26 protein-coding genes are annotated in these 23,691 nt (G+C 68.9%); 18 read left to right on the top strand and 8 right to left on the bottom strand.

What is annotated here, in order from left to right; genetic code table 11:
• The first annotated feature begins 193 nt into the window (after positions 1–193).
• From ACTWQO_RS23960 to ACTWQO_RS23995, 8 genes are all read left to right on the top strand, one after another.
• Positions 194–1,426, top strand: coding sequence for a hypothetical protein (locus ACTWQO_RS23960; RefSeq protein WP_443239401.1), 1,233 nt, complete (start codon positions 194–196; stop codon positions 1,424–1,426).
• Between the two features lie 66 nt (positions 1,427–1,492).
• A complete protein-coding gene (locus tag ACTWQO_RS23965; protein WP_443239402.1) occupies positions 1,493–2,083 on the top strand; it encodes a TlpA family protein disulfide reductase in 591 nt (196 codons plus the stop codon).
• Between the two features lies 1 nt (position 2,084).
• The gene (locus ACTWQO_RS23970) at positions 2,085–2,855 is read left to right on the top strand and encodes a cytochrome c biogenesis CcdA family protein (protein ID WP_443239403.1); all 771 of its coding nucleotides are present in this window, start codon (positions 2,085–2,087) and stop codon (positions 2,853–2,855) included.
• A 3-nt stretch (positions 2,856–2,858) separates the two neighbouring features.
• Positions 2,859–4,715, top strand: a complete 1,857-nt coding sequence (resB, locus tag ACTWQO_RS23975) for a cytochrome c biogenesis protein ResB (protein WP_443239404.1) — start codon at positions 2,859–2,861, stop codon at positions 4,713–4,715.
• Complete coding sequence (gene ccsB / locus ACTWQO_RS23980; protein WP_443239405.1) at positions 4,712–5,809, top strand: c-type cytochrome biogenesis protein CcsB; 1,098 nt, start codon at positions 4,712–4,714, stop codon at positions 5,807–5,809. Before resB ends, ccsB begins: the two co-directional genes overlap by 4 nt.
• 92 nt (positions 5,810–5,901) lie before the next feature.
• The gene (locus ACTWQO_RS23985; RefSeq protein WP_443239406.1) at positions 5,902–6,507 is read left to right on the top strand and encodes an RNA polymerase sigma factor; all 606 of its coding nucleotides are present in this window, start codon (positions 5,902–5,904) and stop codon (positions 6,505–6,507) included.
• Complete coding sequence (locus tag ACTWQO_RS23990) at positions 6,504–7,391, top strand: CU044_5270 family protein (protein ID WP_443239407.1); 888 nt, start codon at positions 6,504–6,506, stop codon at positions 7,389–7,391. Before ACTWQO_RS23985 ends, ACTWQO_RS23990 begins: the two co-directional genes overlap by 4 nt.
• Positions 7,392–7,429: 38 nt before the next feature.
• Positions 7,430–7,831 carry an SRPBCC domain-containing protein gene (locus ACTWQO_RS23995; RefSeq protein ID WP_443239408.1) on the top strand — a complete coding sequence of 134 codons (402 nt, stop codon included), beginning with the start codon at positions 7,430–7,432 and terminating at the stop codon, positions 7,829–7,831.
• Here ACTWQO_RS23995 and ACTWQO_RS24000 read toward each other — a convergent pair.
• Together ACTWQO_RS24000 and ACTWQO_RS24005 are read right to left on the bottom strand one after the other, a co-directional pair.
• Complete coding sequence (locus tag ACTWQO_RS24000; RefSeq protein ID WP_443239409.1) at positions 7,818–8,795, bottom strand: isopenicillin N synthase family dioxygenase; 978 nt, start codon at positions 8,793–8,795, stop codon at positions 7,818–7,820. The genes ACTWQO_RS23995 and ACTWQO_RS24000 overlap by 14 nt on opposite strands.
• Entirely contained in the window at positions 8,776–9,225 is a 450-nt protein-coding gene (locus ACTWQO_RS24005; RefSeq protein WP_443239410.1) for a nucleoside deaminase, read from the bottom strand. The genes ACTWQO_RS24000 and ACTWQO_RS24005 overlap by 20 nt, the downstream gene beginning before the upstream one ends.
• A gap of 99 nt (positions 9,226–9,324) precedes the next feature.
• On the opposite strand from ACTWQO_RS24005, the gene ACTWQO_RS24010 reads away from it, so the two are divergent.
• Positions 9,325–10,608: a PucR family transcriptional regulator gene (locus ACTWQO_RS24010; protein ID WP_443239411.1), complete on the top strand. Its 1,284-nt coding sequence runs from the start codon at positions 9,325–9,327 to the stop codon at positions 10,606–10,608.
• 107 nt (positions 10,609–10,715) lie between these two features.
• On the top strand, positions 10,716–11,357 hold the full coding sequence (locus ACTWQO_RS24015) for a hypothetical protein (protein WP_443239412.1): 642 nt from the start codon (positions 10,716–10,718) through the stop codon (positions 11,355–11,357).
• Here ACTWQO_RS24015 and ACTWQO_RS24020 read toward each other — a convergent pair.
• Positions 11,333–12,736: a purine-cytosine permease family protein gene (locus ACTWQO_RS24020; protein ID WP_443239413.1), complete on the bottom strand. Its 1,404-nt coding sequence runs from the start codon at positions 12,734–12,736 to the stop codon at positions 11,333–11,335. The genes ACTWQO_RS24015 and ACTWQO_RS24020 overlap by 25 nt on opposite strands.
• Before the next feature lie 81 nt (positions 12,737–12,817).
• Complete coding sequence (locus ACTWQO_RS24025) at positions 12,818–13,144, bottom strand: PLD nuclease N-terminal domain-containing protein (RefSeq protein WP_443239479.1); 327 nt, start codon at positions 13,142–13,144, stop codon at positions 12,818–12,820.
• Between the two features lie 87 nt (positions 13,145–13,231).
• Between ACTWQO_RS24025 and ACTWQO_RS24030 the strand changes: the two genes are divergently transcribed.
• Positions 13,232–14,683, top strand: coding sequence for a menaquinone biosynthesis decarboxylase (locus ACTWQO_RS24030; protein WP_443239414.1), 1,452 nt, complete (start codon positions 13,232–13,234; stop codon positions 14,681–14,683).
• Entirely contained in the window at positions 14,680–15,582 is a 903-nt protein-coding gene (gene mqnP, locus ACTWQO_RS24035) for a menaquinone biosynthesis prenyltransferase MqnP (protein WP_443239415.1), read from the top strand. Before ACTWQO_RS24030 ends, mqnP begins: the two co-directional genes overlap by 4 nt.
• Positions 15,583–15,670: 88 nt before the next feature.
• Here the strand turns inward: mqnP and ACTWQO_RS24040 are convergent, their stop codons facing one another.
• Entirely contained in the window at positions 15,671–16,201 is a 531-nt protein-coding gene (locus tag ACTWQO_RS24040; protein ID WP_443239480.1) for a rhomboid family intramembrane serine protease, read from the bottom strand.
• Positions 16,202–16,570: 369 nt separating this feature from the next.
• Between ACTWQO_RS24040 and ACTWQO_RS24045 the strand changes: the two genes are divergently transcribed.
• From ACTWQO_RS24045 to mqnE, 3 genes are all read left to right on the top strand, one after another.
• Entirely contained in the window at positions 16,571–17,254 is a 684-nt protein-coding gene (locus ACTWQO_RS24045; protein ID WP_443239416.1) for a UbiX family flavin prenyltransferase, read from the top strand.
• Between the two features lie 78 nt (positions 17,255–17,332).
• Complete coding sequence (locus ACTWQO_RS24050) at positions 17,333–17,788, top strand: Lrp/AsnC family transcriptional regulator (RefSeq protein WP_210581025.1); 456 nt, start codon at positions 17,333–17,335, stop codon at positions 17,786–17,788.
• Between the two features lie 41 nt (positions 17,789–17,829).
• A complete protein-coding gene (mqnE, locus tag ACTWQO_RS24055; RefSeq protein WP_443239417.1) occupies positions 17,830–18,993 on the top strand; it encodes an aminofutalosine synthase MqnE in 1,164 nt (387 codons plus the stop codon).
• A 45-nt stretch (positions 18,994–19,038) separates the two neighbouring features.
• Here the strand turns inward: mqnE and ACTWQO_RS24060 are convergent, their stop codons facing one another.
• Positions 19,039–19,398: a MarR family winged helix-turn-helix transcriptional regulator gene (locus ACTWQO_RS24060; protein ID WP_443239418.1), complete on the bottom strand. Its 360-nt coding sequence runs from the start codon at positions 19,396–19,398 to the stop codon at positions 19,039–19,041.
• A gap of 111 nt (positions 19,399–19,509) precedes the next feature.
• On the opposite strand from ACTWQO_RS24060, the gene ACTWQO_RS24065 reads away from it, so the two are divergent.
• Both ACTWQO_RS24065 and ACTWQO_RS24070 read left to right on the top strand, forming a co-directional pair.
• Positions 19,510–19,698 (top strand): hypothetical protein, encoded by a 189-nt coding sequence (locus tag ACTWQO_RS24065; protein WP_443239419.1) that lies wholly within the window; start codon positions 19,510–19,512, stop codon positions 19,696–19,698.
• Between the two features lie 53 nt (positions 19,699–19,751).
• Positions 19,752–20,660 carry an NAD-dependent epimerase/dehydratase family protein gene (locus ACTWQO_RS24070; protein WP_443239420.1) on the top strand — a complete coding sequence of 303 codons (909 nt, stop codon included), beginning with the start codon at positions 19,752–19,754 and terminating at the stop codon, positions 20,658–20,660.
• A gap of 31 nt (positions 20,661–20,691) precedes the next feature.
• Here ACTWQO_RS24070 and ACTWQO_RS24075 read toward each other — a convergent pair whose 3' ends face one another.
• The gene (locus tag ACTWQO_RS24075) at positions 20,692–21,672 is read right to left on the bottom strand and encodes a helix-turn-helix domain-containing protein (RefSeq protein ID WP_443239421.1); all 981 of its coding nucleotides are present in this window, start codon (positions 21,670–21,672) and stop codon (positions 20,692–20,694) included.
• A 172-nt stretch (positions 21,673–21,844) separates the two neighbouring features.
• Between ACTWQO_RS24075 and ACTWQO_RS24080 the strand changes: the two genes are divergently transcribed.
• The gene (locus tag ACTWQO_RS24080) at positions 21,845–22,858 is read left to right on the top strand and encodes a methyltransferase (protein WP_443239422.1); all 1,014 of its coding nucleotides are present in this window, start codon (positions 21,845–21,847) and stop codon (positions 22,856–22,858) included.
• 105 nt (positions 22,859–22,963) lie between these two features.
• Here ACTWQO_RS24080 and ACTWQO_RS24085 read toward each other — a convergent pair whose 3' ends face one another.
• Positions 22,964–23,647, bottom strand: coding sequence for an SDR family NAD(P)-dependent oxidoreductase (locus tag ACTWQO_RS24085; RefSeq protein WP_443239423.1), 684 nt, complete (start codon positions 23,645–23,647; stop codon positions 22,964–22,966).
• Between the last annotated feature and the right edge of the window lie 44 nt (positions 23,648–23,691).

The raw sequence follows: 23,691 nt of genomic DNA on the forward strand, positions 1-23,691 counted from the left end.
GGGGGTTTTGGCGGTAGTTCTTCGGCTGCCTCGCCGGTGGGGGTTGTTCGCGCAGTTCCCCGTGCCCCTTAAAGGCCCTTTTGTTGCGCCGTTGTTGCATTTGTTCCGGAATGCTTGCGAACTTCCGGAACCTCCCCGTTCTTCGCGTCCTCTGACTGGGTGACCACCAGAGAACGTGATGATCGGGGATGTAATGCGCACACTCACGCGAAGGGGAGCAATCGGGCTTGGGGCCGGTGCCGCTGCTGCTGCCGGGCTGGCCGGCTGTGGCACCTTCACCCCGTCAGAGGGGTCGTCGGGGGTCGGGGGTTCCGGAAAGGGGTCTTCCGTCAAGCCGACGGCCACCGCCCGCCCGATCGGTGACGGGTCGACCTCGTTCACCGGGAAGCAGCCCCACCAGCCGTCGAAGCCGGTGCCGCTGGAGCCCGGGCAGACGCCGCCGCAGTTCGTCATCTTCTCCTGGGACGGGGCGGGCGAGGTCGGCAACGGCCTCTTTCCGCGCTTCCTGGAACTCGCCAAGCAGCACGACGCGCACATGACCTTCTTCCTCTCCGGGCTGTATCTGCTGCCCGAGAGCAAGAAGCGGCTCTACGACCCCCCGAACAACCGGCGTGGCGCCTCCGACATCGGCTACCTCACCGACGAGCACGTCAAGGCGACGCTGACGAACGTCCGGCAGGCCTGGCTCGACGGGCACGAGATAGGCACCCACTTCAACGGCCACTTCTGCGCCGGCACCGGTAGCGTCGGCAACTGGACGCCGCAGCAGTGGAAGAGCGAGATCCAGCAGGCGAAGGCGTTCGTGAAGGAGTGGCGGACCAATACCGGGTGGACCGACCTGCCCGCCCTGCCCTTCGACTACGAGAAGGAACTCGTCGGCGGTCGCACACCCTGCCTGCTCGGCCAGGACAATCTGCTGCCCGTCGCCCGTGAGCTCGGCTGGCGCTACGACGCCTCCTCGCCCGGCAGCCGTCAGGTCTGGCCCACCAAGAAGAACGGCATATGGGATCTGCCGCTTCAGCAGATACCTTTCCCCGGACGTTCGTTCGAGGTCCTGTCCATGGACTACAACATGCTCGCCAACCAGTCGCTCAACACGACCAAGGCGCCGTCCTACAACTACCCGGGCTGGCGGAAGCAGTCGTCGGAGGCGTACATAGCTGGATTCCAGCGGGCATACGAGACAAACCGAGCGCCCTTCTTCATCGGCAACCACTTCGAGCAGTGGAACGGCGGCATCTACATGGACGCCGTGGAAGCCGCGTTGAAGCACATCGCGCGCGAGAAGGAGAAGGGCGAGGACATCCGCCTGGTCTCCTTCCGGCAGTTCGTGGACTGGATGGACGTACAGAAGCCGGCGGTGCTCGAGAAGCTGCGCACCCTTGACGTCGGGCAGGCGCCCGCGGCGGGGTGGAAGCAGCTCTGAAATGGGAGTTTCCGCCCGGAAGGGGGGTGCGCAAGATCCCCGGAACGGACATGCGAAACTTTTCACATGAGTGCCGCCAGCCGCGCCCCCCTGACCCTCGCCGGTGCCGTCGCCGCCGCGTTGCTGCTGTCCGCCTGCACCTCCGGAGGGACCTCCGGCGGAGGCGGTAACACCAACTTCGTCATGGGCGAGGACGGCATCTCGACCGTCGAGCAGGGCGAGCGGACCGCCGCGCCCGACCTGTCCGGCAAGACCATCGACGGCAAGCAGCTCGACGTCGCCTCCTACAAGGGCAAGATCGTCGTGCTGAACGTCTGGGGCTCCTGGTGCTCCCCGTGCCGCGCCGAGGCGCCGGGCTTCGAGAAGGTCTACAAGGACCTCAAGGGCCAGGGCGTGCAGTTCGTCGGCATCAACACCCGTGACACCAAGACGAGAAACGCCCTCGCCTTCGAGAAGGAGCAGGGCATCACCTACCCCAGCCTGTTCGACCCCACCGGCAAGCTGATGCTCCGCTTCGAGAAGGGCACGCTCAACCCGCAGGCGATCCCCTCCACGCTCGTCCTCGACCGGGACGGCAAGATCGCGGCGCGTTCGCTCGCCGCACTCAGCGAGGAGAAGCTGCGCAAGATGCTCACCCCGGTCCTCGCGGAGAAGTGACGTGACCGGAGTGTCCACGCTGGCCGCCACCGGCTACAACGGCACCGTGCTCAACGGCGCCCTGCTGGTCGCCCTGCCGATCGCGCTGCTCGGCGGCCTCGTCTCCTTCTTCTCGCCGTGCGTCCTGCCGCTCGTCCCCGGCTATCTGTCCTACGTCACCGGAGTCGCCGGCACCGACCTGGCCGAGGCCCGGCGCGGGCGGATGGTCGCGGGCGCCTCGCTGTTCGTGCTGGGCTTCACCGCCGTGTTCGTCTCCAGCGGCGCGCTGTTCGGATACTTCGGCTCCAACCTCCAGGAACAGCACGGTGCGCTGAACAAGGTGCTCGGCGTACTCATGATCGCCATGGGCGTCTTCTTCATGGGCCTGATGCCCTGGCTCACCCAGCGCGAGTTCCGCTTCCACAAGCGACCGGTCACCGGGCTCGTCGGGGCCCCCTTCCTCGGCGCGCTGTTCGGTATCGGCTGGACGCCCTGCATCGGCCCCACCCTCGCCTCGGTGATCGCGCTCTCCTCCCAGCAGGGCAGCGCGGGCCGCGGGGCCATACTGACCGTCGCGTACTGCCTGGGCCTCGGCGCGCCGTTCGTGCTCGCGGCGATCGCCTTCCGCAAGGCGCTCGGTGCCTTCGGCTGGGTCAAGCGCCACTATGTCTGGGTGATGCGGATCGGCGGCACCATGATGATCGCGACCGGTCTGCTGCTGCTGACCGGCGCCTGGGACAGCATCGTGTCGGAGATGCAGAACTGGTCCAACGGCTTCACTGTGGGGATCTGATCGATGAGCAAGACGACCGCCTCCGACGCGCCCGAGGCCACCGCCGAGGACAAGGACCTGGGCGCCGCCGGCTCCCAGCTCTCCACCGCCCCCAAGGAGGAGCTGCCGGGCCTGCCCTCCATGGGCGTCGTCGGCTGGGCCCGCTGGTTCTGGCGTCAGCTCACCTCCATGCGGGTCGCCCTGCTGCTGCTCCTGCTGCTGGCGCTCGGCGCGATCCCCGGCTCGCTGATCCCGCAGTCCGGAACCGACGCCACCAAGGTCGCCGACTTCCGCGACAAGCACGACATCCTCGCGCCGATCTACGACAAGCTCGGCCTCTTCCACGTCTACAGCTCGGTGTGGTTCTCCGCGATCTACATCCTGCTGTTCGTCTCCCTCATCGGCTGCATCGTGCCCCGCACCTGGCAGTTCGTCGGCCAGCTGCGCAGCCGTCCGCCGGGCGCGCCCAAGCGGCTGACCCGGCTGCCCGCGTACACGACCTGGCGCACCGAGGCGGAGCCGGAGCAGGTCCGCGAGGCCGCGCTCACCCTGCTGAAGAAGCGGCGCTTCCGCGCCCATCTCTCCGGTGACGCCGTCGCCGCCGAGAAGGGCTATCTGCGTGAGGTCGGCAACCTCGCCTTCCATATCGCGCTGATCGTGATGCTGGTCGCCTTCGCCTGGGGCCAGTTGTTCAAGATGGAGGGCAACAAGCTGATCGTCGAAGGTGACGGCTTCTCCAACACCCTCACCCAGTACGACGACTTCAAGTCCGGCACCCTCTTCGACACCGACGACCTGGCGCCGTTCAGCTTCACCCTGAACAACTTCACCGGCACGTATGAGACCTCCGGCCCCAACAAGGGCACTCCGCGCACCTACAAGGCCGACATCACCTACGCCGAGGGCGCCTACGGCAAGGACAAGAAGACCGTCGTCCAGGTCAACAAGCCCCTGGAGATCGGCGACTCGAAGGTCTACCTCACCGCCCACGGCTACGCCCCCCTCGTCACCGTCCGGGACAGCAAGGGCAACGTCGTCTACAGCGACGCAGTCCCCATGCTGCCGCTCGACTCCAACTCCACCTCCTCCGGCGTGATCAAGGTCTACGACGGCTACAAGAACGCCAAGGGCGTCAGCGAACAGCTCGGCTTCAAGACCTTCTTCCTGCCGAGCTATGTGAAGGGCAACGAGGTCTCCTCCGCCTTCCCGGCGCTGCTGAACCCGATCCTGAACCTGGAGCCCTACCACGGCGACCTCGGCGTCGACTCGGGCATCCCGCAGAGCGTGTACCAGCTCGACAAGTCGCATATGAAGGACTTCAAGGACTCCAAGGGCCAGCAGCTGAGGGAGAACCTCAAGCCCGGTGAGACCATGAAGCTCCCGGGTGGCGCCGGCACGGTCACCTACGAGGGCACCAAGGAGTGGGCGAACTTCCAGGTCACCCAGCAGCCCGCCAGCGGCTGGGCACTCGGCGGCGCCGTCGCCGCGATCTTCGGCCTCGCCGCCTCCCTGTTCATCCAGCGCCGCCGGGTGTGGGTACGGGCTACGCCCAGCGCCGATGGGGTGACGGTCATTGAAATGGCGGGCCTGGGCCGCAGCGAGTCCGCGAAGGTGCCCGAGGAACTCGGTGAACTCGCCGGGATTCTTTACGACCGGACACCCGGGGCGCCCGACCGGGATACCGGCACGGACACGGCGCAGGACGGCGTATCCGCCCCCGCCGTGCCGCCCACGACCGACGAGCCTGCCCCCGGCAAGCCGGACTCCGCCACCGCGCAGCGCGCCGCCAAGTCACCGGTCCCCGACCCCGCTGCGGAGCCGAGCACCGAGCACATCAACCCCGACACCCAAGCCGTACCTGCCGAAAGGCCAGAGAAGTGACTCTCGCCGCCGCAACCGATCTCGCCGCCGCGACCAACGAAAACCTCGCGAGCCTCAGCAACACGCTGATCTACTCGGCGATGGCCGTCTACACGCTGGCCTTCTTCGCCTACATCGCCGAATGGCTGCTCGGCAGCCGCAGCAAGGTCGGCCGGACCGCTGCCGCGCTGACCGCGCAGAAGTCCGCGGCGAAAGCGCCGGCCGTCACGGTGAAGACGGCGGGCGGAACCGCCGTAATGGAGCGGCCGAAGGTCGTCGTGCGGGCCGCGGCGGGTGCGCGGGATGTGCCCGACGGGCCGGGGGCGCACGGCGGGGACGAGAAGGGCGACCTCTACGGGCGTATCGCCGTCTCCCTCACCGTCCTCGCCTTCCTCATCGAGTTCGGTGGTGTGCTCGCCCGGGCCCTGTCGGTGCAGCGGGCGCCGTGGGGCAACATGTACGAGTTCAACATCACCTTCTCGACGGTCGCCGTCGGTGTGTACCTCGCACTGCTCGCGCTGAAGAAGAACATCCGCTGGCTCGGACTCTTCCTGATCACCACGGTCCTCCTCGATCTCGGCCTCGCCGTCACTGTCTTGTACACCGCCAGCGACCAGTTGGTTCCCGCCCTTCACTCGTACTGGCTGTACATCCACGTCTCGACGGCGATCTTCTGCGGCGCGGTCTTCTACGTCGGCGCGGTCTCCACGATCCTGTACCTCTTCAAGGACTCGTACGAGAACAAGCTCGCCACCGGCGGCACGCCCGGCCGCTTCGCGACCTCCGTCCTGGAGCGGCTGCCCGCCTCGGCCTCCCTCGACAAGTTCTCGTACCGCGTCAACGCGGCCGTCTTCCCGCTCTGGACGTTCACGATCATCGCGGGCGCCATCTGGGCGGGCGACGCGTGGGGCCGCTACTGGGGCTGGGACCCCAAGGAGACGTGGTCCTTCATCACCTGGGTCGCCTACGCCTGCTATCTGCACGCCCGCGCCACCGCCGGCTGGAAGGGCCGCAAGGCCGCCTACCTGGCCCTGCTCGCCTTCGGCTGCTGGCTGTTCAACTACTACGGCGTCAACATCTTCGTGTCGGGCAAGCACTCGTACGCCGGTGTGTAAGTCCGCCGATGGGTAAGTCCCTGGCAACGAAGGCCGGTTCCTGTGACGTGAGTCACGGAACCGGCCTTCGCCGTGCGGACAGGTAAAGAGGTGTGGATACGAATCTGCGCCAACGCATCCGCGCGGGGGACCACCACGCCTTCGGCGACCTCTTCGACGCGTACGCACGCTCCGTCTACAACCATGCCTTCCGGCTCACGGGGGAGTGGAGCACGGCCGAGGACGTCGTCTCGCTGACCTTCCTGGACGCCTGGCGGCTGCGTGAGCGGCTCGACGAGGAGGGCGGCTCGCTGCGGCCGTGGCTGCTCGGCATCGCCACCAACGTCACCCGCAACACCCGCCGCACCGCCCGACGACACGCGGCGGCCGTCGCCCGTCTGCCACCCGGCGAGGACGTACGGGACTTCGCCGACGACGTCGCGGGCCGGCTGGACGACGCGGCACAACTGGCCGTCGTACGGACCGCGTTGGTGAAGCTGCGGCGGGCCGAGCGTGAAGTGCTGGCGCTGTGCGTGTGGTCGGGGCTGGGCTACGAGGCGGCGGCCGAGGCGCTGGGGGTGCCCGTCGGGACCGTACGATCGCGGCTTTCGCGGGCGCGGACAAAACTCGCGAAACATATGGAACCGCCTTACTCGCGCGGACAGATGACAGGTGACCGCACCACCGCGGTCGGGCCCATCAGGGAGGGAAACCGATGAACCAGCTTTCCGAACTTCCGGAGAGGGATCTTCCGCCGGCCCGTCACCGACTCCTCAAGGAGCATCTGATGACCGAGATCCGGCGCGAGGACCAGGCAGCCCGTACGCGGGCCAGGTGGCTGCTGCCCGCGCTGGGGGCCGGTGCCGTGGCGGCCGTCGCGGCCGTCGCCTTCACCGTCCCCTTCGGATCGTCGTCGGCGCCGGCCGCGTCCAAGGAGGCCGTGGCCGTGCTGGAGGGCGCGGCGCGAGGAGCCGAGAGCGGGGTGCCGTACGGCACGATCCGCGATGACCAGTTCGTCTACATCAAGAGCCGGGTCGCCCGTATGCACCAGGTGAACGGCGGCCCCGAAAAGCTCGATCCCGTCCACACCAGGGAGATCTGGAACTCGGTGAACGGCAGCACGAGCGGGCTCCTGGAGGAGGACATCGACAACAACCAGCACGTGGTGCTGGAGGGCTGGCAGGACTTCACCTACCGCGACCTGGCCGAACTGCCCACCGACCCGGACGAGATGTACGACTGGCTGTGCGCGACGAGCGCCAAGAAGGTCGACGACGAGCACCCGGACCAGGACGAGGAGGCCTTCGTCCTCTTCGGTGACCTGGTCCAGGAGTCGCTGATGCCGCCGGACGTGAGCGCGGCGCTCTACCGGGCCGCCGCCCGGATTCGGGGCGTCGAGGTGGTCCGGGGCGTCAAGGACGCGATGGGCCGTGAAGGGGTCGCGATCACCCGGCAGAGCGGCCGGGTGCAGGTGCAGATGATCTTCGACGAGAAGACCTCCGCCTTCCTCGGCGAGCGGGAACTCGACGAGGACGGCACGGTCCGCGGCATCAGCGCGATCCTTGACCGGGCCATCGTGGACAAGGCAGGTCAGCGCCCTTAAGGCGTGCGGAACGCCTCGCCAGGAGTCACGCTGGTGTCATGACCGGTTCCATCGAGCAGGGCGTCAGCCGGATCCACGGGAGCACGCACATACTCCACTTCCTGGTGCGGCTCCCGAGGCCCATGGAGACGGTCTGGCCCGCCCTGGCCACCGCGGACGGCCTGGCCGCCTGGTTCACCCCGGCCGATGTCCTCGAACCCCGCCTCGGCGGCGCGGTCACCCTGCGTGACGTCGGCTCCGGGAGAGTCACCGCCTGGGACGTGGAGCGGATCGCCGAGTACACGGTGGAGGGCGGCGGCCGGCTCAGGTTCCATCTCGAGCGCGCCGGTGACGAGGGCAGCGCGCTCCGCTTCACCCATGAGTTCCGGGGCGAGCGGGAGTCGGAGGAACGGTGGCGGGCGCGGTTCGAGCGGCTGATCGAGAACCTCAGCCGACGGTGATCGAGTCCAGCTTCTCCCGCAGATACACATGCGAGTCGACCGGCTCGTACGCCACCCGCCCCACCGGTGCCGGCACGGACTCCACGAGGGTGCCCGGGGTGCACTCGCCGAAGTAGACGAGGGACATCAGCTCCTCGCTGGGTGCGTCGGCGGGCGGTGGGAGGACCCGGTGGCGGCCGGAGCGCCAGCGGTCGCCGGTCCAACGGGCCATCAGATCACCGATGTTGATGGTGAAGGCCTCCGGGTCGTACGGCGCGTCCTCCCAGCCGCCCTCGTCCGTGTAGACCTGCAGCCCGCCCTTGCCGGCCTGCCGGTCGAGGACCGTCACCGTGCCGAAGTCGGTGTGCGGGCCGATGCGGAACTGGCCCGGCTCGGGCTCGCCGATCACCTCGGTGCCCGGGTACCAGTTGATGTTGAAGCCGTATGTCGGATGGTCCATGTGCCGGGAGAAGAAGTCGGGTTCGAGCCCGAGGGCCTCACCGAGGAGGGAGAGGAGTGTCTTCTCCAGGTCGGCCATCCGCGCCAGATACTCCTCGCAGAGCCGCTGAAGCTCCGGCACCTGAGCGGGCCAGACATTCGGCGCGTACCACTCCGCGTTGATCTCCGGGTCCTCGAACGGCTCGTGCGTCGCGAAGGTCAGCGACTCCTTCAGGTCCGGCGGGGTCTCGGTCCCCTCCGCGTACCCGTTGGCCTCCGCCCCCGGCCCGAGCCAGCCACGCCCGCCGACCTTCACGGCGTACGCCTGCTTGACCTCGACGGGCAGCGCGAAGAACGCCTTCGCGGCCTCGCGGATCCGGGAGCGCAGCGAAGGGTCCACGCCGTGCCCGGTGACGAGCAGGAACCCGGCGGTCTGCAGCGCCTCGTCGACGGTACGGGCGATCCGCGCCCGGACCTCCGGGTCGCCGTCGAACCAGGGCTTCAGGTCGATCGTGGGGATGCGGGGCTCAGTCACCGATGTCCTCATTCCACAGGGCCGGATTGTTCTTGATGAAGTCGCGCATCATTCCGACGCACTCGGGGTCGTCCAGGAGCACGATCTCGACACCGTGCTCGGCGAGCCAGTCGTGGCCGCCGTGGAAGGTGGCCGCCTCGCCGATCAGCACCCGCGAGATGCCGAACTGCCGGACCAGTCCCGAGCAGTACCAGCACGGCGAGAGCGTCGTCACCATCGTCGTCCCGCGATACGACCGCTGCCGTCCCGCAGCACGGAACGCCGCCGTCTCCGCGTGCATGGACGGGTCGCCGTCCTGGACCCGCCGGTTGTGGCCGCGGCCGAGGAGCGTGCCGTCGGCGCCATAGAGCGCGGCGCCGATCGGGATGCCGCCCTCGGCGAGCCCGGTGCGGGCCTCGTCGATCGCGGTGGTGAGCCAGGTGCGTGCCTGTGCCTGATCCATGGGTCCACTCTGCTGGCGCGGAAACACCGGGGCAACGTGCGGAAAGTACTCTCCGGGCAGCCCGTTGCCGGACGGAATGTCAGCGCCCTGGAGGTTCCTGTGCCCGCACTCACCCTCCGTGAAGTCCTGGCCCTCGACCCGGTGCGCGCGGCCGAGCCCGAGCTGCTGGCCGGGGCGGGCGCGCTGGACCGCCCGGTGCGCTGGGTGCATTCCAGCGAGGTCTACGAGGGCGCCAACTTCCTCGACGGCGGCGAGCTGCTGCTGACCAACGGCTTCGGACTCACGGACGCGGACGAGGAGGTCCGCCGGCGGTATGTGCGCGAACTGGCGGCCCGGGACGCGACCGGTCTTGCGGTGGAGGTGGGCCGCTCGCTGCCGAGCATGCCCGCCGAGGTGATCGACGAGGCGGGCCGGGTGGGCCTGCCCTTGCTGGCACTGCACCGGGTCGTGCCCTTCGTACGGATCACGGAGGCCGCGAACCGGGCGATCGTCGCGCGGGGTCTGTCCGACCGGCATGCGCTCGTACGACCGTGGGGTGACGACCACACGGCCGCGCTGCTGGCCGACCTGGCCGACCGGGCGGCGCTGAACCAGCCGGAGGTGGAGGCGAGAGCCGCCCTGGCGGGATTCCACCCGGGCCCGGGATCACGCCTGATCGGTGTCTCCGTGCACGGCACGCGCGAGGTGGGTGTGGTGGACCGGGCGGCACGGCTGCTGGGCGGGGCGGGGCTGCGGGCCGCCTTCCCCGGGGACGTGCTGGCTCTCCTGGCGCTGCCCGCACAGTCCCGCCAGGGCAGCGCGCGGGACCCGGTGCGGGCGGTCCAGGAAGCCTTCCGTACCGCGGCCGACCTCGGCCTGACGGTGGCGGTCGGCCACGCGGTCGGCCATTCCGTCGCCGCCGGGAGCGGCTGGCTGCGCTGGAGCGACACGCTGCGGGCGGCCCGTACGACACTGGAACTCGCGCTGACGGTGCCGCCCCCGGAACCCGGGGCACCGGACGGCCCCCTCGTCACCTCCTCCCGCGCCCTCGCCCTGGAACGGGAGTTGACGAGGGGAGGCGTGGACGACAACCGGGAACGGCTCGCAGCCATGGTCCAGCACGCACTCGGCCCCCTGCTCGCCTGGGAGGCGGCCCACCCGAGCGACCTGGTGCGGACGCTGGAGGTACATCTGCGGCACGGCTGCTCACCGACCCGGACGGCGGCGTTGCTGCACATCGGCCGACAGTCGCTGTACCAGCGGCTGGAGCGGATCGAGTCCCTGCTGGGCCTGGAGATCGACGACCCGGATCTGCTGGGGGAGTTGCTCGCGGCGGCCTGTGCGCACCGGGTGGTGCGGGGGATGGGGGCGGCTGTGGGGGGTGGGCTGCGGACGGTGGCCTGAGACCGGGAAGCAGCGGGTCAGAGTCCTGGCCGTAGCCGTTCGGATCGGCCCGAACGCTTCCGCCCGTTCGTCCGTCTCAGTACCAACTGAGAGGGACGGAGGGGGACATGAAACACCGCACGTGGATTGCGGCCGCCATCGGTACCGCCGCCGTGACGCTGGCCGCCGGTCTGTGGATCGACGCGCTGGAGACCGGGCACACCGACGGGGGGCTCAAGGCTGATCCCGCCGGGGCCAAGGGCGCGTCGCCGTCCGGTGGGGTGACCGAGTGTGTCGGGGCTCAACCCGCCGGCAGTCTGCCTGGCTTGCCCGGTGCACCCAAGGGCAGCTCCGACGACACCCCGCTGTACCGGACGCTTGCCTACATCGACCTCGCCCAGCGTCGTCACGCCGCCGTCTTCACCGGGCTGTCCGTCGACCAGCGCCACCAGACGGCCAACGTCTGGCGCATCCCTTCCGCCGCGCTCGACGCCGACCTCTGCGGGGCCGCCGAGAAGGGCGTGACGATCCGGCTGCACGAGACCGACGTCAACCGCAAGACGCTCGACGCTCTCGCCGGGCGGATCAGTGAGGACATGCACCGTTGGGACGGCACTTTTCAGTTGCGTGAAGTCGGGGTGGAGTCGGAGGGGTTCGTGCACGTCGGCGTCGACGATCCGGCGAAGGCCGAGCCGATCCTGAAGGAGACCTTCGGGGAGAAGTACATCGAGGTGGAGCACGTGGGTCAGATCGAAGCGGACGTCGGCTGATCCTTCCGATGCAGTGCCCAGTACAGCCCCGCGCTCACCACGAACCCGACCAGACACGTGATGTCGCCGAAGGACGGCCACTGCTCAGGCACCCAGCCGACGTACTTCTCCTGGTTGGAGAAGAACGGCACGGACACCACGATGCCGGTCAACAGGGCGGCGATCCCCGGCCAGTTGGCGAAGGTCCGGTCGCCGAGCCGTGTCGCCAGTTCCTCGACCGGCCTCCGCGCCCGGAGCCACCGCTCCACCAGGACCACCCCGAGCCACGGGCCCACCCAGTACGCGATCACCAGCAGGAACGCCTCGTACGCGTGCCCCGCGTCCGCCAGCGACGCCCACGCCGCCGCCGTACCCGCGAGACCGCACAGCACGACGATCGCGCTGCGCCCGAGCCACACGGGCAGCTTCAGGCCGAGCGAGGTGATCGACATGGCGGAGGAGTAGACGTTCAGGGCGTTCGCGGAGACCGCGCCGAGGATGATGGCCAGCAGCACCAAGTTGCTGAGCCAGCCGGGGAGATGGCCCGTGAAGGCGGCCGTGGGGCTGGCGCCCTCGGGGGCCACGATCGTCGCCGATGCCGCGCCGATCACCGACACCACCGCGACGGAGACGAAGAGGCCGACGGCCGGGTACAGGGCCGTCCGGAAGCGGTTCGCCGTGCGCGGGAGATAGCGGGAGTAGTCGGAGGCGCCCGGGTTCCAGCCCGCCGTGTAGCCCCAGGCCGCGCTGAAGGCGAGCAGGAAGCCGCCGATGCCGCCGCCCGCGCCGGGGGCGGCGAGGTTCGCCTCCTTGAACGTCCACACCCCGGCCAGCAGGAAGATCACCGCGAGGGCCGGGAACGCGTACTTCTCGAAGGCGTGGACGAAGTTGTGGCCGATGAAGCCGATCACGATCTCGGCGGCCACCACCAGCAGGAGGGAGGGGAGCGGACGTAGACCGGTCAGGGTGTTGAGCGCGAAGGCGGCGCTCACACTGTTCACGGCGAACCAGCCGACACCGGCGACCAGCGCGTTCACCCCGGAGGGCAGCAGATTCCCCTTGTACCCGAAGGAGAAGCGCCCGATCGCCATCTGCGGGACCCCGAACCGCGGGCCGTCCAGGGACAGGATCCCGTGCGTCAGCGCCCCGAGCGCCGTGCCCAGCAGCAGCGCCGCGGTCGCCTGCCAGAAGGTCAGCCCGAAGAAGAGGACCGAGATCACGCCGATGTAGACGGTCGCGAACTCGATGTTCGGAGACGCCCACGTCCACAGCAACTGCAGTGGACCGCCGTGCCGTTCGGCGTCGGGGATGGGTTCCGAGCCCGCCGTCTCGACGGCGATGACCTTGTCGCCGTACTCGGGGGCGATCGTGCCGGAAGAGTCGGCGGGAGCTGTCGTCATGCGAGACAAGTGTCCGGCCCGCATGCGCTACGGCCCAGGGGCGCATTGCCCGCTTCGGAGGGCTCCGCAGCGTACAGCTTGTCAGTCGTCCTTCGGGTCGTCGCCGCGCTTCTTGTCCTCCTCCTCGTCCTTGAGGGACTTGAGGAAGTCGGGGTTGTCGTCGGGAGCGACGAATTTCGTACGGCCGCCCGGGGAGAAGGGAGTGATGCCGCTCGCCGGGGTCTTGCGGACCTTGCCCGCCACGAACCAGGCGACCGGGCCGACCAGCACCTCGCCGAAGAGCAGGATGATGAACACCCACGCCACCTTCGGCAGCCCCTTCACCTCGTCCTCCGGGGTGTTCAGGCAGTCGATGAAGGCGTAGATCCACAGCGCGAGGACCAGCAGGAGGGGCAGATACCTGAGCATGAAGGCGGTGAACCCCCAGAAGACGACGAGGGGCTTGGGACGGCCCCGGTGACGGGGCCAGGGTAGCCCTTGGCCGATACTGGACACATGGCTTACGACGATCTTCGCTCCCTGCTCAGGGCGCTGGAGCGCGAGGGTGACCTCAAGCGCATCAAGGCCGAGGTAGACCCGTATCTGGAGGTCGGGGAGGTCGTCGACCGGGTCCAGAAGGCGGGCGGCCCGGCGCTGCTCTTCGAGAGTGTGCGCGGCTCCAGCATGCCGCTCGCCATGAACGTCTTCGGGACCGACCGGCGCCTGCTGAAGGCGCTGGGCCTGAAGTCGTACGCCGAGATCTCCGAGAAGATCGGCGGCCTGCTCCGCCCCGAGCTGCCGCACGGCTTCGTCGGCGTACGCGAGGCCTTCGGGAAACTCGGCGCGATGACGCACGTACCGCCGAAGAAGGTGAAGGACGCACCCGTCCAGGAAGTCACGCTGTACGGCGACGAGGTCGACCTCGACGACCTGCCCGCGCTGTTCACCTGGCCCCAGGACGGCGGCTCCTTCTTCAACCTGGGCCTCACCCACACCAAGGACCCCGAGTCCGGTATCCGCAACCTCGGCCTGTACCGCCTCCAGCGCCACGACAAGCGCACCATCGGCATGCACTGGCAGATCCACAAGGACAGCCGGAACCACTACCAGGTCGCCGCCCGGCGCGGTGAGCGGCTGCCGGTCGCCATCGCCTTCGGGTGTCCGCCTGCCGTGACCTACGCCTCGACCGCGCCGCTCCCCGGCGACATCGACGAGTACCTGTTCGCCGGGTTCATCGCGGGCAAGCGGATCGAGATGGTCGACTGCAAGACCGTGCCGCTGCAAGTTCCGGCGCAGGCGGAGGTCGTTCTGGAGGGCTGGCTGGAGCCGGGCGAGATGCTGCCCGAGGGGCCCTTCGGCGACCACACCGGCTTCTACACGCCGCAGGAGCCCTTCCCCGCCCTGACCATCGACTGCGTGACGATGCGGAAGCGGCCGCTCCTGCAGTCGATCGTCGTAGGCCGCCCCCCGACGGAGGACGGACCGCTGGGCCGTGCAACGGAACGCTTCTTCCTCCCGCTGCTGAAGGTCATCGTCCCGGACATCGTGGACTACCACCTGCCGGAAGCCGGGGGTTTCCACAACTGTGCGATCGTCTCGATCGACAAGAAGTACCCCAAGCACGCCCAAAAGGTGATGCACGCTGTATGGGGTGCGCACATGATGTCCCTCACCAAGCTGATCGTCGTCGTCGACGCCGACTGTGACGTCCACGATCTGCACGAGGTCGCCTGGCGGGCCCTCGGCAACACGGACTACGCCCGCGACCTCTCGGTCGTGGAGGGTCCGGTCGACCATCTCGACCACGCCTCCTATCAGCAGTTCTGGGGCGGCAAGGCGGGCATCGACGCGACGAAGAAGTGGCCCGAGGAGGGCTATACGCGGGACGGCGGGTGGCCCGAGATGGTGCTGTCCGACCCGGAGACGGCGGCGAAGGTCGACCGCCGGTGGAAGGAGTACGGCCTGTGAGTTCGGCTTCCGCCGCGATCCCGCAGCCGGGACGCACCAAGGCGTTCCTGCGTCTGGTGATGATCGAGCACTCGGTCTTCGCGCTTCCCTTCGCGTACATCGCCGCGCTCACCGCGATGTTCCAGTGGGACAAGAACATCCACTGGGGCCGGCTGCTCCTGGTGACGATCTGCATGGTCGGGCTGCGCACCTTCGCGATGGCCGTGAACCGGATCATCGACCGTGAGATCGACGCGCGCAATCCCCGGACGGCGCACCGTGAGCTGGTCACCGGGGCGATGTCGGTGAAGCATGCCTGGACCGGTGCGTTGATCGCCGTGGTGGTTTTTCTGGGCTCGGCGGCGCTGCTCAATCCGCTGTGTCTGGCCCTCGCGCCCGTCGCGGTGATTCCGATGGTGGTCTATCCCTACGGCAAGCGGTTCACGAACTTTCCGCAGGCCATCCTTGGTCTCGCCCAGGCGATGGGGCCGGTCGGCGGGTGGCTGGCGATCACCGGTGAGTGGTCCTGGGACGCGGTGATCCTGGGGCTCGCCGTCGGTATCTGGATCGGTGGGTTCGATCTGATCTACGCCTGCCAGGACGTCGAGACCGATCGTGAGATCGGGGTGATGTCGGTTCCGGCTCGCTTCGGGATTCCGGCGGCGGTGCAGGGCGCGCGGGTGTGCCATGCCGTGACGACGGCGCTGTTCGTCTGGTACGCCCTGGCCACTGACGCGGGCTTCTTCTTCTGGTTCGGTCTGCTGATCGTCGCGAGTGCGTTCATTTACGAGCACTCGATTGTGCGGCCGCATGATCTGTCTCGGCTGAACAGGGCGTTCTTCAGCGTCAACGGGTTTATTGGGATTGCGTTGTTCGTGTGTGCGCTGCTGGATCTGATGGTGCGGGGGCTGAGCGTCTAGGGGTGGTCTGTCGTTGGTTGTCTGCGGGCCGGTGGGGGCTTGTCGCGCCCACGCGGCGGAGCCGCAAATCGACACAGCCCCGCGCCCCTTACGGGGCGTTGCTGTGGCGGCGGAACATGAACGCCGCCACGACCCCCGACACCAGGCCGATCAAGTGGCCCTGCCAGCTGACGCTCGTCTGGGTGGGTGCGAGGCCGGCCAGGATGGAGCCGCCCCAGACCGCGGCTATCAGGAGGCCGACGAGGATGCCGAGTGGGCGGCGTTCCACGAAGCCGGTCACCAGGAGGAAGCCGAAGAGGCCGAAGATCAGGCCGGAGGCGCCCGCGGTGTTGCTGTGCGCCGGGGATATGAGCCATACGCCCAGTCCGTCCGCGACGATGATCAGTGCGCAGACGAGGGCGAACCGGCGCAGGCCGCCGAGGGCCGCGAGGAAGCCGAGGACCAGCAGCGGCACGCTGTTGGCGGCGACATGGGCGAAGCCGAAGTGGAGGAAGGCGGCGGGCACGATGTCGATCAGCTCGGACGGTTTGCGCGGGGTGATGCCGAGGCCGTCCAGCGCATGGCCGCTGATCACGTCCACCACTTCCAGCAGCCACAACAGGGCCACCCAGCCCACCATCAGCTTGGCCGCGGTCTTCGCCCGGTCACCACGCGTCAACGCGAGGCCCGCACCGGCTCCGGCACCTGGACCCCAACGCCGGCCTTTGCCGGGCCGCCAACCCAAGCCCCCGTCCGGCCGCCCACTCGCGCCCGCGCCCATACCCGCCATGGCATCCCCCAGCCCCTAGGGCCTGTCTTTCGGATCATCCCGGGGTCGCGGGGCCCGGCACGCACAGTTGCACGCACCAGGCCCCGCTCACCGGAGTTGCACAGCGCCGTCTTTCGGAGTCGGGCTGATCCGAAAGACAGGCCCTAGCCCGTCACTCATAGCAACGGTCCGCACCCCTCGGCCGGTTCCCGGCTCGCGGAGCCGGATAGGCTCGGTGTCGTGAACCGAGTCAAGCCAGGAGAGACGGGGCGAACGCCTTGGATCGTAGGGGTGTCCGGCGCCTCCGGCACCCCGTATGCCGCCGCTGTGCTGCGCGCGCTGCTGGCCGCGGGCGAGAGTGTCGACCTGGTCGTCAGCCGCGCCTCCCGGCTCACCCTGCTCGATGAGACCGGGATCGCCTTCCGGGACGCCCACTGGCAGGACGACCTGCGGGAATGGCTGGCGCGAGGGGCCGACGGCAAGCCGGACGCCTTCGCCGCGGACCTCGCCGACGTACGGTACTGGAGCGCCGGGGACCTGGCCGCGGGCCCGTCCTCGGGGTCGTACCCCGCCAAGGGGATGCTGATCGTGCCCGCCTCCACCGCCTGCGTCGCGGGCGTCGCGCTCGGGCTGTCGAAGGACCTGCTCCAGCGTGCCGCGAGCGTGTCCCTCAAGGAGCGCCGCAAGCTCGTCGTCGCCGTACGCGAGGCACCCCTCAACGGGCAGACCCTGCGCCACCTGGTGGCACTGGACGACGCGGGCGCGACCGTCGTACCCACCTCGCCGGCGTTCTACCAGGGGGCCACGCACATCCAGGACCTGGTGGACTTCGTGGCCGGCCGGGTCATGGACGCGGCCGGTGTCGAGCACGACCTCTACCGCCGCTGGAAGGGCGAACTCGGCGGCGGGTCCGGCCCGACCTGAACCACCGAGCCACAACACCCGAAAACTTGTCATCTCCATATCTCCAATCGTCGGAATCAGCGGAAGGCTTCGAATCGCATGGACGCGGTGGACAGGCAGCTCATCCAGGCCCTGAGAGAGAACGGCCGGGCCTCGTACGCGGAGCTGGGGCGCCTCGTCGGCCTGTCGGGACCCAGCGTCACCGACCGCATCAACCGGCTGGAGGCGGCCGGCGTCATCACCGGCTACCGCGCCACCGTCGACGCCGCCTCGCTCGGCCTCGGCGTCACCGCCCTGATCGGCATCTCACTCTCCGACGCCACCGACCACGAGGACGTGGCCCGGCGGCTGAGGGATCTCTCCGAGATCGAGGACTGCTGGTTCATCGCCGGCGAGGACTCCTACATGCTCAAGGTGCGCGCCGCCGACGTGGACGGCCTGGAGAAGATCATCCGCCGGCTCAGCGGCACCAAGGGCGTCTCCCGGACCCGTACGACGATCGTGCTCTCCACGAAGTGGGAGAACCGGGTGGGTGAGCTGCCGGAAGAGGCATAGGCGTACGGTTGTCGGGGTTCGTCACGAGGAGAGGCAAAGGCATGGACGTCGGGCTCAAGCGCGAGCTGGAGCAGAAGGTCAGGGCCGGTGAGCGGCTGACCCGTGAGGACGGCATCGCGCTGTACGAGTCGGACGACCTGGCCTGGCTGGGCGGGCTGGCGCACGAGGTGCGGACGCGCAAGAACGGCGACGTCGTGCACTTCAACGTCAACCGGCACCTCAACATGACCAACGTCTGTACGGCCTCCTGCGCCTACTGCTCGTTCCAGCGCAAGCCGGGCGAGAAGGACGCGTACACGATGCGCATCGAGGAGGCCGTGAAGCTCGCCAAGGCGATGGAGGGCGAGAACCTCACCGAGCTGCACATCGTCAACGGGCTGCACCCCAATCTTCCGTGGCGGTACTACCCCCGCTCCCTGCGCGAGCTGAAGGCGGCCCTCCCGGACGTGTCGCTCAAGGCGTTCACGGCGACGGAGATCCACCACTTCGAGACGATCTCCGGGCTGAGCGCGTCCGAGATCCTCGACGAGCTGATCGACGCCGGGCTGGAGTCCCTCACCGGCGGCGGCGCGGAGATCTTCGACTGGGAGGTGCGGCAGCACATCGTGGACCACCGCACCCACTGGGAGGACTGGTCCCGCATCCACCGGCTGGCGCACGAGAAGGGTCTGAAGACCCCGTGCACCATGCTGTACGGCCACATCGAGGAGCCGCGGCACCGCGTCGACCACGTTCTCCGGCTCCGTGAGCTCCAGGACGAGACGAACGGCTTCCAGGTCTTCATCCCGCTGCGCTACCAGCACGACTTCGTCGACATGAAGGACGGCAAGGTACGCAACCGGCTCCAGGCGCGCACGCAGATGGCGACGGGTGCGGAGGCCCTGAAGACCTTCGCCGTCTCCCGTCTCCTCTTCGACAACGTCCCGCACGTCAAGGTCTTCTGGGTCATGCACGGCGTCCAGACCGCGCAGCTGGCCCTCCAGCACGGCGCCGACGACATGGACGGGTCGGTGGTCGAGTACAAGATCACGCACGACGCGGACGACTTCGGCACGCCGAACAAGCTCACCCGTGAGGATCTGCTGGACCTGATCCGGGATGCGGGGTTCCGGCCGGTGGAGCGGAACACGCGGTACGAGATCATTCGGGAGTACGAGGGTCCGGACCCGGAGCGCCGGGAGTCGCCGCAGCCGATGCGGGTGTGATTTCGGAGGCAGTCACGTTCCAGCCCTGAACCGCGTCACCGCAGTTCAGGGCTGGTACAGCGCTTGGGTGGTCCCGGCAAGGGCCCGGGCGAGATCCGGCACCAGGCGCTCAGGGATGTGGTCGAGGACGCGCCGCCGTGCGCTGGCGAGGTGGGTGGCCTGGGCCGAGCGCATGGCCTGCAGACCGGTGTCCGTGAGGATGGCGTCGTTGCCACGTCCGTCGTTGTCGTGACGTTCCTTGCGGACCATGTCGTGGTGGGCCAGCCCTTCGACCACGCGGGTGATCCGGGAGGGTGTGAGACCGGCCGCGGCAGCGAGTGCGGACATACGCATGCGCCGGTCGGGTGCCTCGCTCAAGAGCAGCAGGACCGCGAACTCGGTCATGGTCACGCCGGTTCGGGCCATGTCCTCCTCCAGCGCGCGCGGCAGGGCGTGAACCAGTCGCCCCAGGCTCCGCCACAGAAGGAGTTCGTCGGGGGTCAGTGCTGCGGGTCCGGTGTCGGGGGCCCGGTCGGGATGCCGGTGCTGATCCTCAACGGCGAACACGGACTGCCCCAGGGCGTCCTGCTGGACGGCGCCCGCCAGGCGGCCATGGATGTCCGCGCGGACATCGTTCCCGCCGCCGCACACACCTTCGCCGCCGACAACCCGGCATGGACTGCCGACCGGCTCGCCCGCTTCTTCACCACCACTCCTGCTGCCTGACCGCGATACCGCACCGGCACACCACACCACGCACACCACACGGAGTAACGAACATGCAGATCCTCGTCATCGGCGCCACCGGCTATGCCGGCCGGCGCGTCTGCGCCGCCCTGGCCCGTGCCGGCCACCGCGTCCTCGGCCTGACCCGCGACACCACCGGTCAGGGTGCCCGGGACCTCACCATCAGCGAAGTCACCCCCGTCGAGGGCGACTTCACCAAGCCCGAGACCTGGCGCGGTCACCTGGACGGCACGGACGCGGTCGTTCACCTGCTCATGGAGATGAGCGACCCCTTCGGCGGCGACCAGCGCCTGTTCGCCGAACTCGTCGCCGCTCAGGAGCGTGACGGGCGCCGTCGGCACCTCGTGTTCACCACCGGCATCTCCTCGTACGGCCGCACCGGCCTGCCGCTGATGGACGAGAACACGCCCGGCAACCCCGAAAGCCCCCTCGGCTTCCGCTTCGTCCTGGAGAAGGAGCTGGCCGCCGGCGGCCTTGCGCACACTGTGGTCCGCCCCGGGTTCATGTACGGAGGGCCCGCCACCACCTCCATGACCGGCGAGTGGTTCGCCGCGGCCGAGGCAGGCAAACCCGTCTTCTACGGCGACACCGCCAAGCGCTGGAGCTGGGTGCACGTCGATGACCTCGCCGACGCCTACGTCCGCATCCTCGACAACCCGACCGCTGTGGACGGCGAGGTGTTCGTCGTCGCCGACGACCAGCGCCTGCCCGCCCTGGACATGCAGCGCGTCGCCGTGCGCGCGGCCGGCCACACCGGCGAGATCGTCCTGGAGACCGCGGAGGCCGGCGGGATGATGCAGATGGCTGCCGACCAGGACGAACTCGTCACGAGCGCCAAGGCCCACCGGCTGCTCGGCTGGCGCCCCCGCCACGCCTCGTTCACCGACAACCCCGAGCAGCACTACCGCGCGTGGAAGGCCGGCCGGTCGAGCACCGACTGAACACGCGGCGGGGCGGAGGCGCAAGGCTGGGTCATCTGTCGGCCGGCCTGGTCACGTCCGCGTAATCGGCGGGTGTTCGGCCGTACTGCTTCTTGAAGGCGCGGATGAAATGGCTGCTGTCGGCGAAGTGCCAGTGGGCGGCGAGTTCGGAGACGCTCCACCGGCCGGACGAGGCGGTGAGCGCGAGGCGGGCCTCTTCCAGCCGCCGCCCGCGGATGTAGGCGGCCACCGACTCTCCCGACGCGGCGAACGCCCGCTGCAACGTACGGAGGGAGACGTTGAGTTGACGCGCCAGCATCGCCGGAGACAGTTCGGGATCGGTGAGATGGCGGTCCGCGAGGTCCTTCGCGGCCTGGGCGAGCGCCGGAGCCAACCGGGGCTCCACATCGTCGAACCGGCCCCGCACCACCGCCTTGGCCAGCTCGATCAGGGCGCTGTGAGCAGCGTGCACACCGGCCGGGCCGAGGTCGGCGATGGTGGCGTGGACCATGTTCGTGTGGGCCACCAGCAGGCGCACCTCGGCCGAGTCCGCCGGCCCGGTGATGACCCGGTTCCCGAGCACGGGGCCGAGGCTTGCGGTGGGCAGAGCGAGGATCTTCGTCGTCGTGTGCGGCGCCGTCTCGAACGCATAGGGCCGTCCGAAGTGCCGGAGGCGGAACTGCCCGGCCGAAACCGTGTGTTCGCCGCGATGGGGCGGCTCATCCACCGTCCATGTGCCGCGCCGCACCACGTGCATCACCACCGCATCGTGATCGTCACCCGGAGTGCCCGAGAGGGCCGAAGCGATGCGGACATCGGAGATGGCCACGTCGCGCACCTTGGCGGCGCGGCCCTTGACCCGGAGGTCACTGATCGTGGCCGGACTGAAGCTCGGCAGCCGGAAGACATCGCCGATCTGCGTCTCCCACGCGTGCCGTAAGGCGTCGAACCCGCGAGGCCCGGCGCCCACGCTGGTGGAGTCCAGTAAGAACGCCCCGCGCGAACCCTCGGCCTGCGGTACAGCGTTGTTCATCGTCTACCTCCATGCGCCCCGACAACGTTGTCTCGTGGCGCGGATGTTCCGTCCTGATGCCGCTGTGGTTCAAGGTCGTGCCGCGCCGACCTTCCTAAAGCTTCGGCGGGAGGAGCAAACCCAGGGCGGTTCCGGGTGCTTCGCATGAATGAGGACAAAGAGGAGAGTGCTGATGAACCCCCCGATGCCGAAGCCGACGGACATCATGTTGCAGATGACCGGAGGCTTTCAGGTCTCCCAGGCCGTCTACGTCGTGGCCAAGCTGGACCTGCCGACGATGCTGGACGAGGCCGGGGGCCCGCTGACGGTGAGCGAACTGGCGGAGAAATCCGGCGCGAAGGCCGAGCCCCTGCGCCGTCTGTTGCGCACGCTCGCCTCGATGGGGGTGTTCATCCTCGACGGCGATCGAGTGTCCCTGACACCCATCGGCGCGACGCTGTCCCGGAACGCCGCCGATTCGGTGCGCGCGGTGGCGCTCATGTGGATGGAGACCCACTACGCGCCGTTCAGCGATCTGCTCCACACGCTCAGGACGGGTGAGCCCGCCGCGGACCACTACCTCGGCAAGCCCTTCTTCGACTGGGTGACCGAAGAACCGGACCGAACGCGGCAGTTCAGCGATGCGATGGCCGCGGTCACCAACGGCTTCCGCACCGGCATGTTCGACGACTACGAACTGCCCGCCGGTGAGCTCGTCGCCGACATCGGGGGAGCCGACGGCAGCGTCCTGGCCGAACTCATCAAGGATCTGCCCGACCGCCGGGGGATCGTCTTCGACCTCCCCGCGGTGACGCCGGCGGCGCGGTCCAACATCGCCGCCCGGGGACTCGACGACCGGGTCGAGGTCGTCGCCGGTGACTTCTTCGACAGCGTGCCCGTCGCGGACATCTACGTACTCAGTTACATCCTCCACGACTGGGACGACGCCGCCTCCGTCAGCCTGCTCCAGTCAGCGGCCAAGGCAGGTGGGCCGGGAGCCCGAGTGCTGATCTTCGAGGCCATCGTGCCGGACGGCGCCGAGCCGCACGTGGCCAAGACGATCGACCTCACCATGCTCGCCATGGGCTCCGGGAAGGAACGCACCCGGGCGGAGTACGAGTCGCTGCTGAACGCCGCCGGTATCACCATCGACAGGGTCGTGCCGACGTCGACTCCCTACTCGATCATCGAGGCGACGATCGGCTGAGGCTGAGGCTGAGGCTGAGGCAGAGCGAGCGCAGCCAGGGTGCGGCGGCGCCCTGGCTGACGTAGCGCCAGGCGGTCAGTGGTCAGCCCTTGAGCACGTTCCAGGTCACCACGGTACGACTCCGTCGGCGCCGAGGAACTGTCCGGTCGGGCCGTCGGGCCCGAGGAGAGCGACCCTGGCGACGATCGCGGCTGCCTGGGTCGGCGGCTGGCCCACTTGACCGCCCATCATGTCGGTCGCGGTCAGACCAGGGTCGACGCAATTGATGCGCATAGCCGGGTATGCCTTGGCGTACTGGACGGTGAACATGTTGAGGGCCGCCTTGGAAGCGCGGTACACGTCCTGCGGGTAGGCGGTGAACTCGTCGTTCGGATCGGCCGATTTGGCCAACGAGCCAATGCTGCTGGTCACGTTGACCACCGCCGGCCGCGCCGACTCCGCCAGGAGAGGCAGAAAGGCTGTCGTGACGCGGACGGCACCGAAGACATTGGTGTCGAAGACCTGGTGCACGAGGTCGGACGTGAGGTCTCCGATGTGCGTCGGCGGCTCCAGCAGACCCGCGTTGTTGACCAGTACGTCGAGTTGGCCGATGGTCGCGGCGGCGGCTCGGGCGGAGGCGTCGTCGGTGACGTCGAGCCGTACGAATTGTCCGCCCAACTCGTCGGCGGCGCGCTCCCCTCGGGCCTTGTCCCGACAGCCCAGCCATACGGTGTGGCCCTCGGCAATGAGGGCTCGGGCCGTCTCGTAGCCAATTCCCCGATTGGCACCGGTAATGAGAATTGTTGACATGGCATTCTCCTGAACCCGTGAACCCGTGAACCCGTGAACCCCTG

Source organism: Streptomyces sp. 4N124 (assembly GCF_052245395.1).
Taxonomy (GTDB): Bacteria; Actinomycetota; Actinomycetes; order Streptomycetales; family Streptomycetaceae; genus Streptomyces.

Coding starts and splice junctions, on each gene's coding strand:
- ACTWQO_RS23960 (WP_443239401.1), top strand. CDS start 194: ATGCGCACACTCACGCGAAGGGGAGCAATCGGGCTTGGGGCCGGTGCC.
- ACTWQO_RS23965 (WP_443239402.1), top strand. CDS start 1,493: ATGAGTGCCGCCAGCCGCGCCCCCCTGACCCTCGCCGGTGCCGTCGCC.
- resB (WP_443239404.1), top strand. CDS start 2,859: ATGAGCAAGACGACCGCCTCCGACGCGCCCGAGGCCACCGCCGAGGAC.
- ACTWQO_RS23990 (WP_443239407.1), top strand. CDS start 6,504: ATGAACCAGCTTTCCGAACTTCCGGAGAGGGATCTTCCGCCGGCCCGT.
- ACTWQO_RS23995 (WP_443239408.1), top strand. CDS start 7,430: ATGACCGGTTCCATCGAGCAGGGCGTCAGCCGGATCCACGGGAGCACG.
- ACTWQO_RS24000 (WP_443239409.1), bottom strand. CDS start 8,795: ATGAGGACATCGGTGACTGAGCCCCGCATCCCCACGATCGACCTGAAG.
- ACTWQO_RS24005 (WP_443239410.1), bottom strand. CDS start 9,225: ATGGATCAGGCACAGGCACGCACCTGGCTCACCACCGCGATCGACGAG.
- ACTWQO_RS24015 (WP_443239412.1), top strand. CDS start 10,716: ATGAAACACCGCACGTGGATTGCGGCCGCCATCGGTACCGCCGCCGTG.
- ACTWQO_RS24020 (WP_443239413.1), bottom strand. CDS start 12,736: ATGACGACAGCTCCCGCCGACTCTTCCGGCACGATCGCCCCCGAGTAC.
- ACTWQO_RS24025 (WP_443239479.1), bottom strand. CDS start 13,144: ATGCTCAGGTATCTGCCCCTCCTGCTGGTCCTCGCGCTGTGGATCTAC.
- ACTWQO_RS24030 (WP_443239414.1), top strand. CDS start 13,232: ATGGCTTACGACGATCTTCGCTCCCTGCTCAGGGCGCTGGAGCGCGAG.
- ACTWQO_RS24040 (WP_443239480.1), bottom strand. CDS start 16,201: ATGGTGGGCTGGGTGGCCCTGTTGTGGCTGCTGGAAGTGGTGGACGTG.
- ACTWQO_RS24050 (WP_210581025.1), top strand. CDS start 17,333: ATGGACGCGGTGGACAGGCAGCTCATCCAGGCCCTGAGAGAGAACGGC.
- mqnE (WP_443239417.1), top strand. CDS start 17,830: ATGGACGTCGGGCTCAAGCGCGAGCTGGAGCAGAAGGTCAGGGCCGGT.
- ACTWQO_RS24060 (WP_443239418.1), bottom strand. CDS start 19,398: ATGGCCCGAACCGGCGTGACCATGACCGAGTTCGCGGTCCTGCTGCTC.
- ACTWQO_RS24065 (WP_443239419.1), top strand. CDS start 19,510: ATGCCGGTGCTGATCCTCAACGGCGAACACGGACTGCCCCAGGGCGTC.
- ACTWQO_RS24070 (WP_443239420.1), top strand. CDS start 19,752: ATGCAGATCCTCGTCATCGGCGCCACCGGCTATGCCGGCCGGCGCGTC.
- ACTWQO_RS24075 (WP_443239421.1), bottom strand. CDS start 21,672: ATGAACAACGCTGTACCGCAGGCCGAGGGTTCGCGCGGGGCGTTCTTA.
- ACTWQO_RS24080 (WP_443239422.1), top strand. CDS start 21,845: ATGAACCCCCCGATGCCGAAGCCGACGGACATCATGTTGCAGATGACC.
- ACTWQO_RS24085 (WP_443239423.1), bottom strand. CDS start 23,647: ATGTCAACAATTCTCATTACCGGTGCCAATCGGGGAATTGGCTACGAG.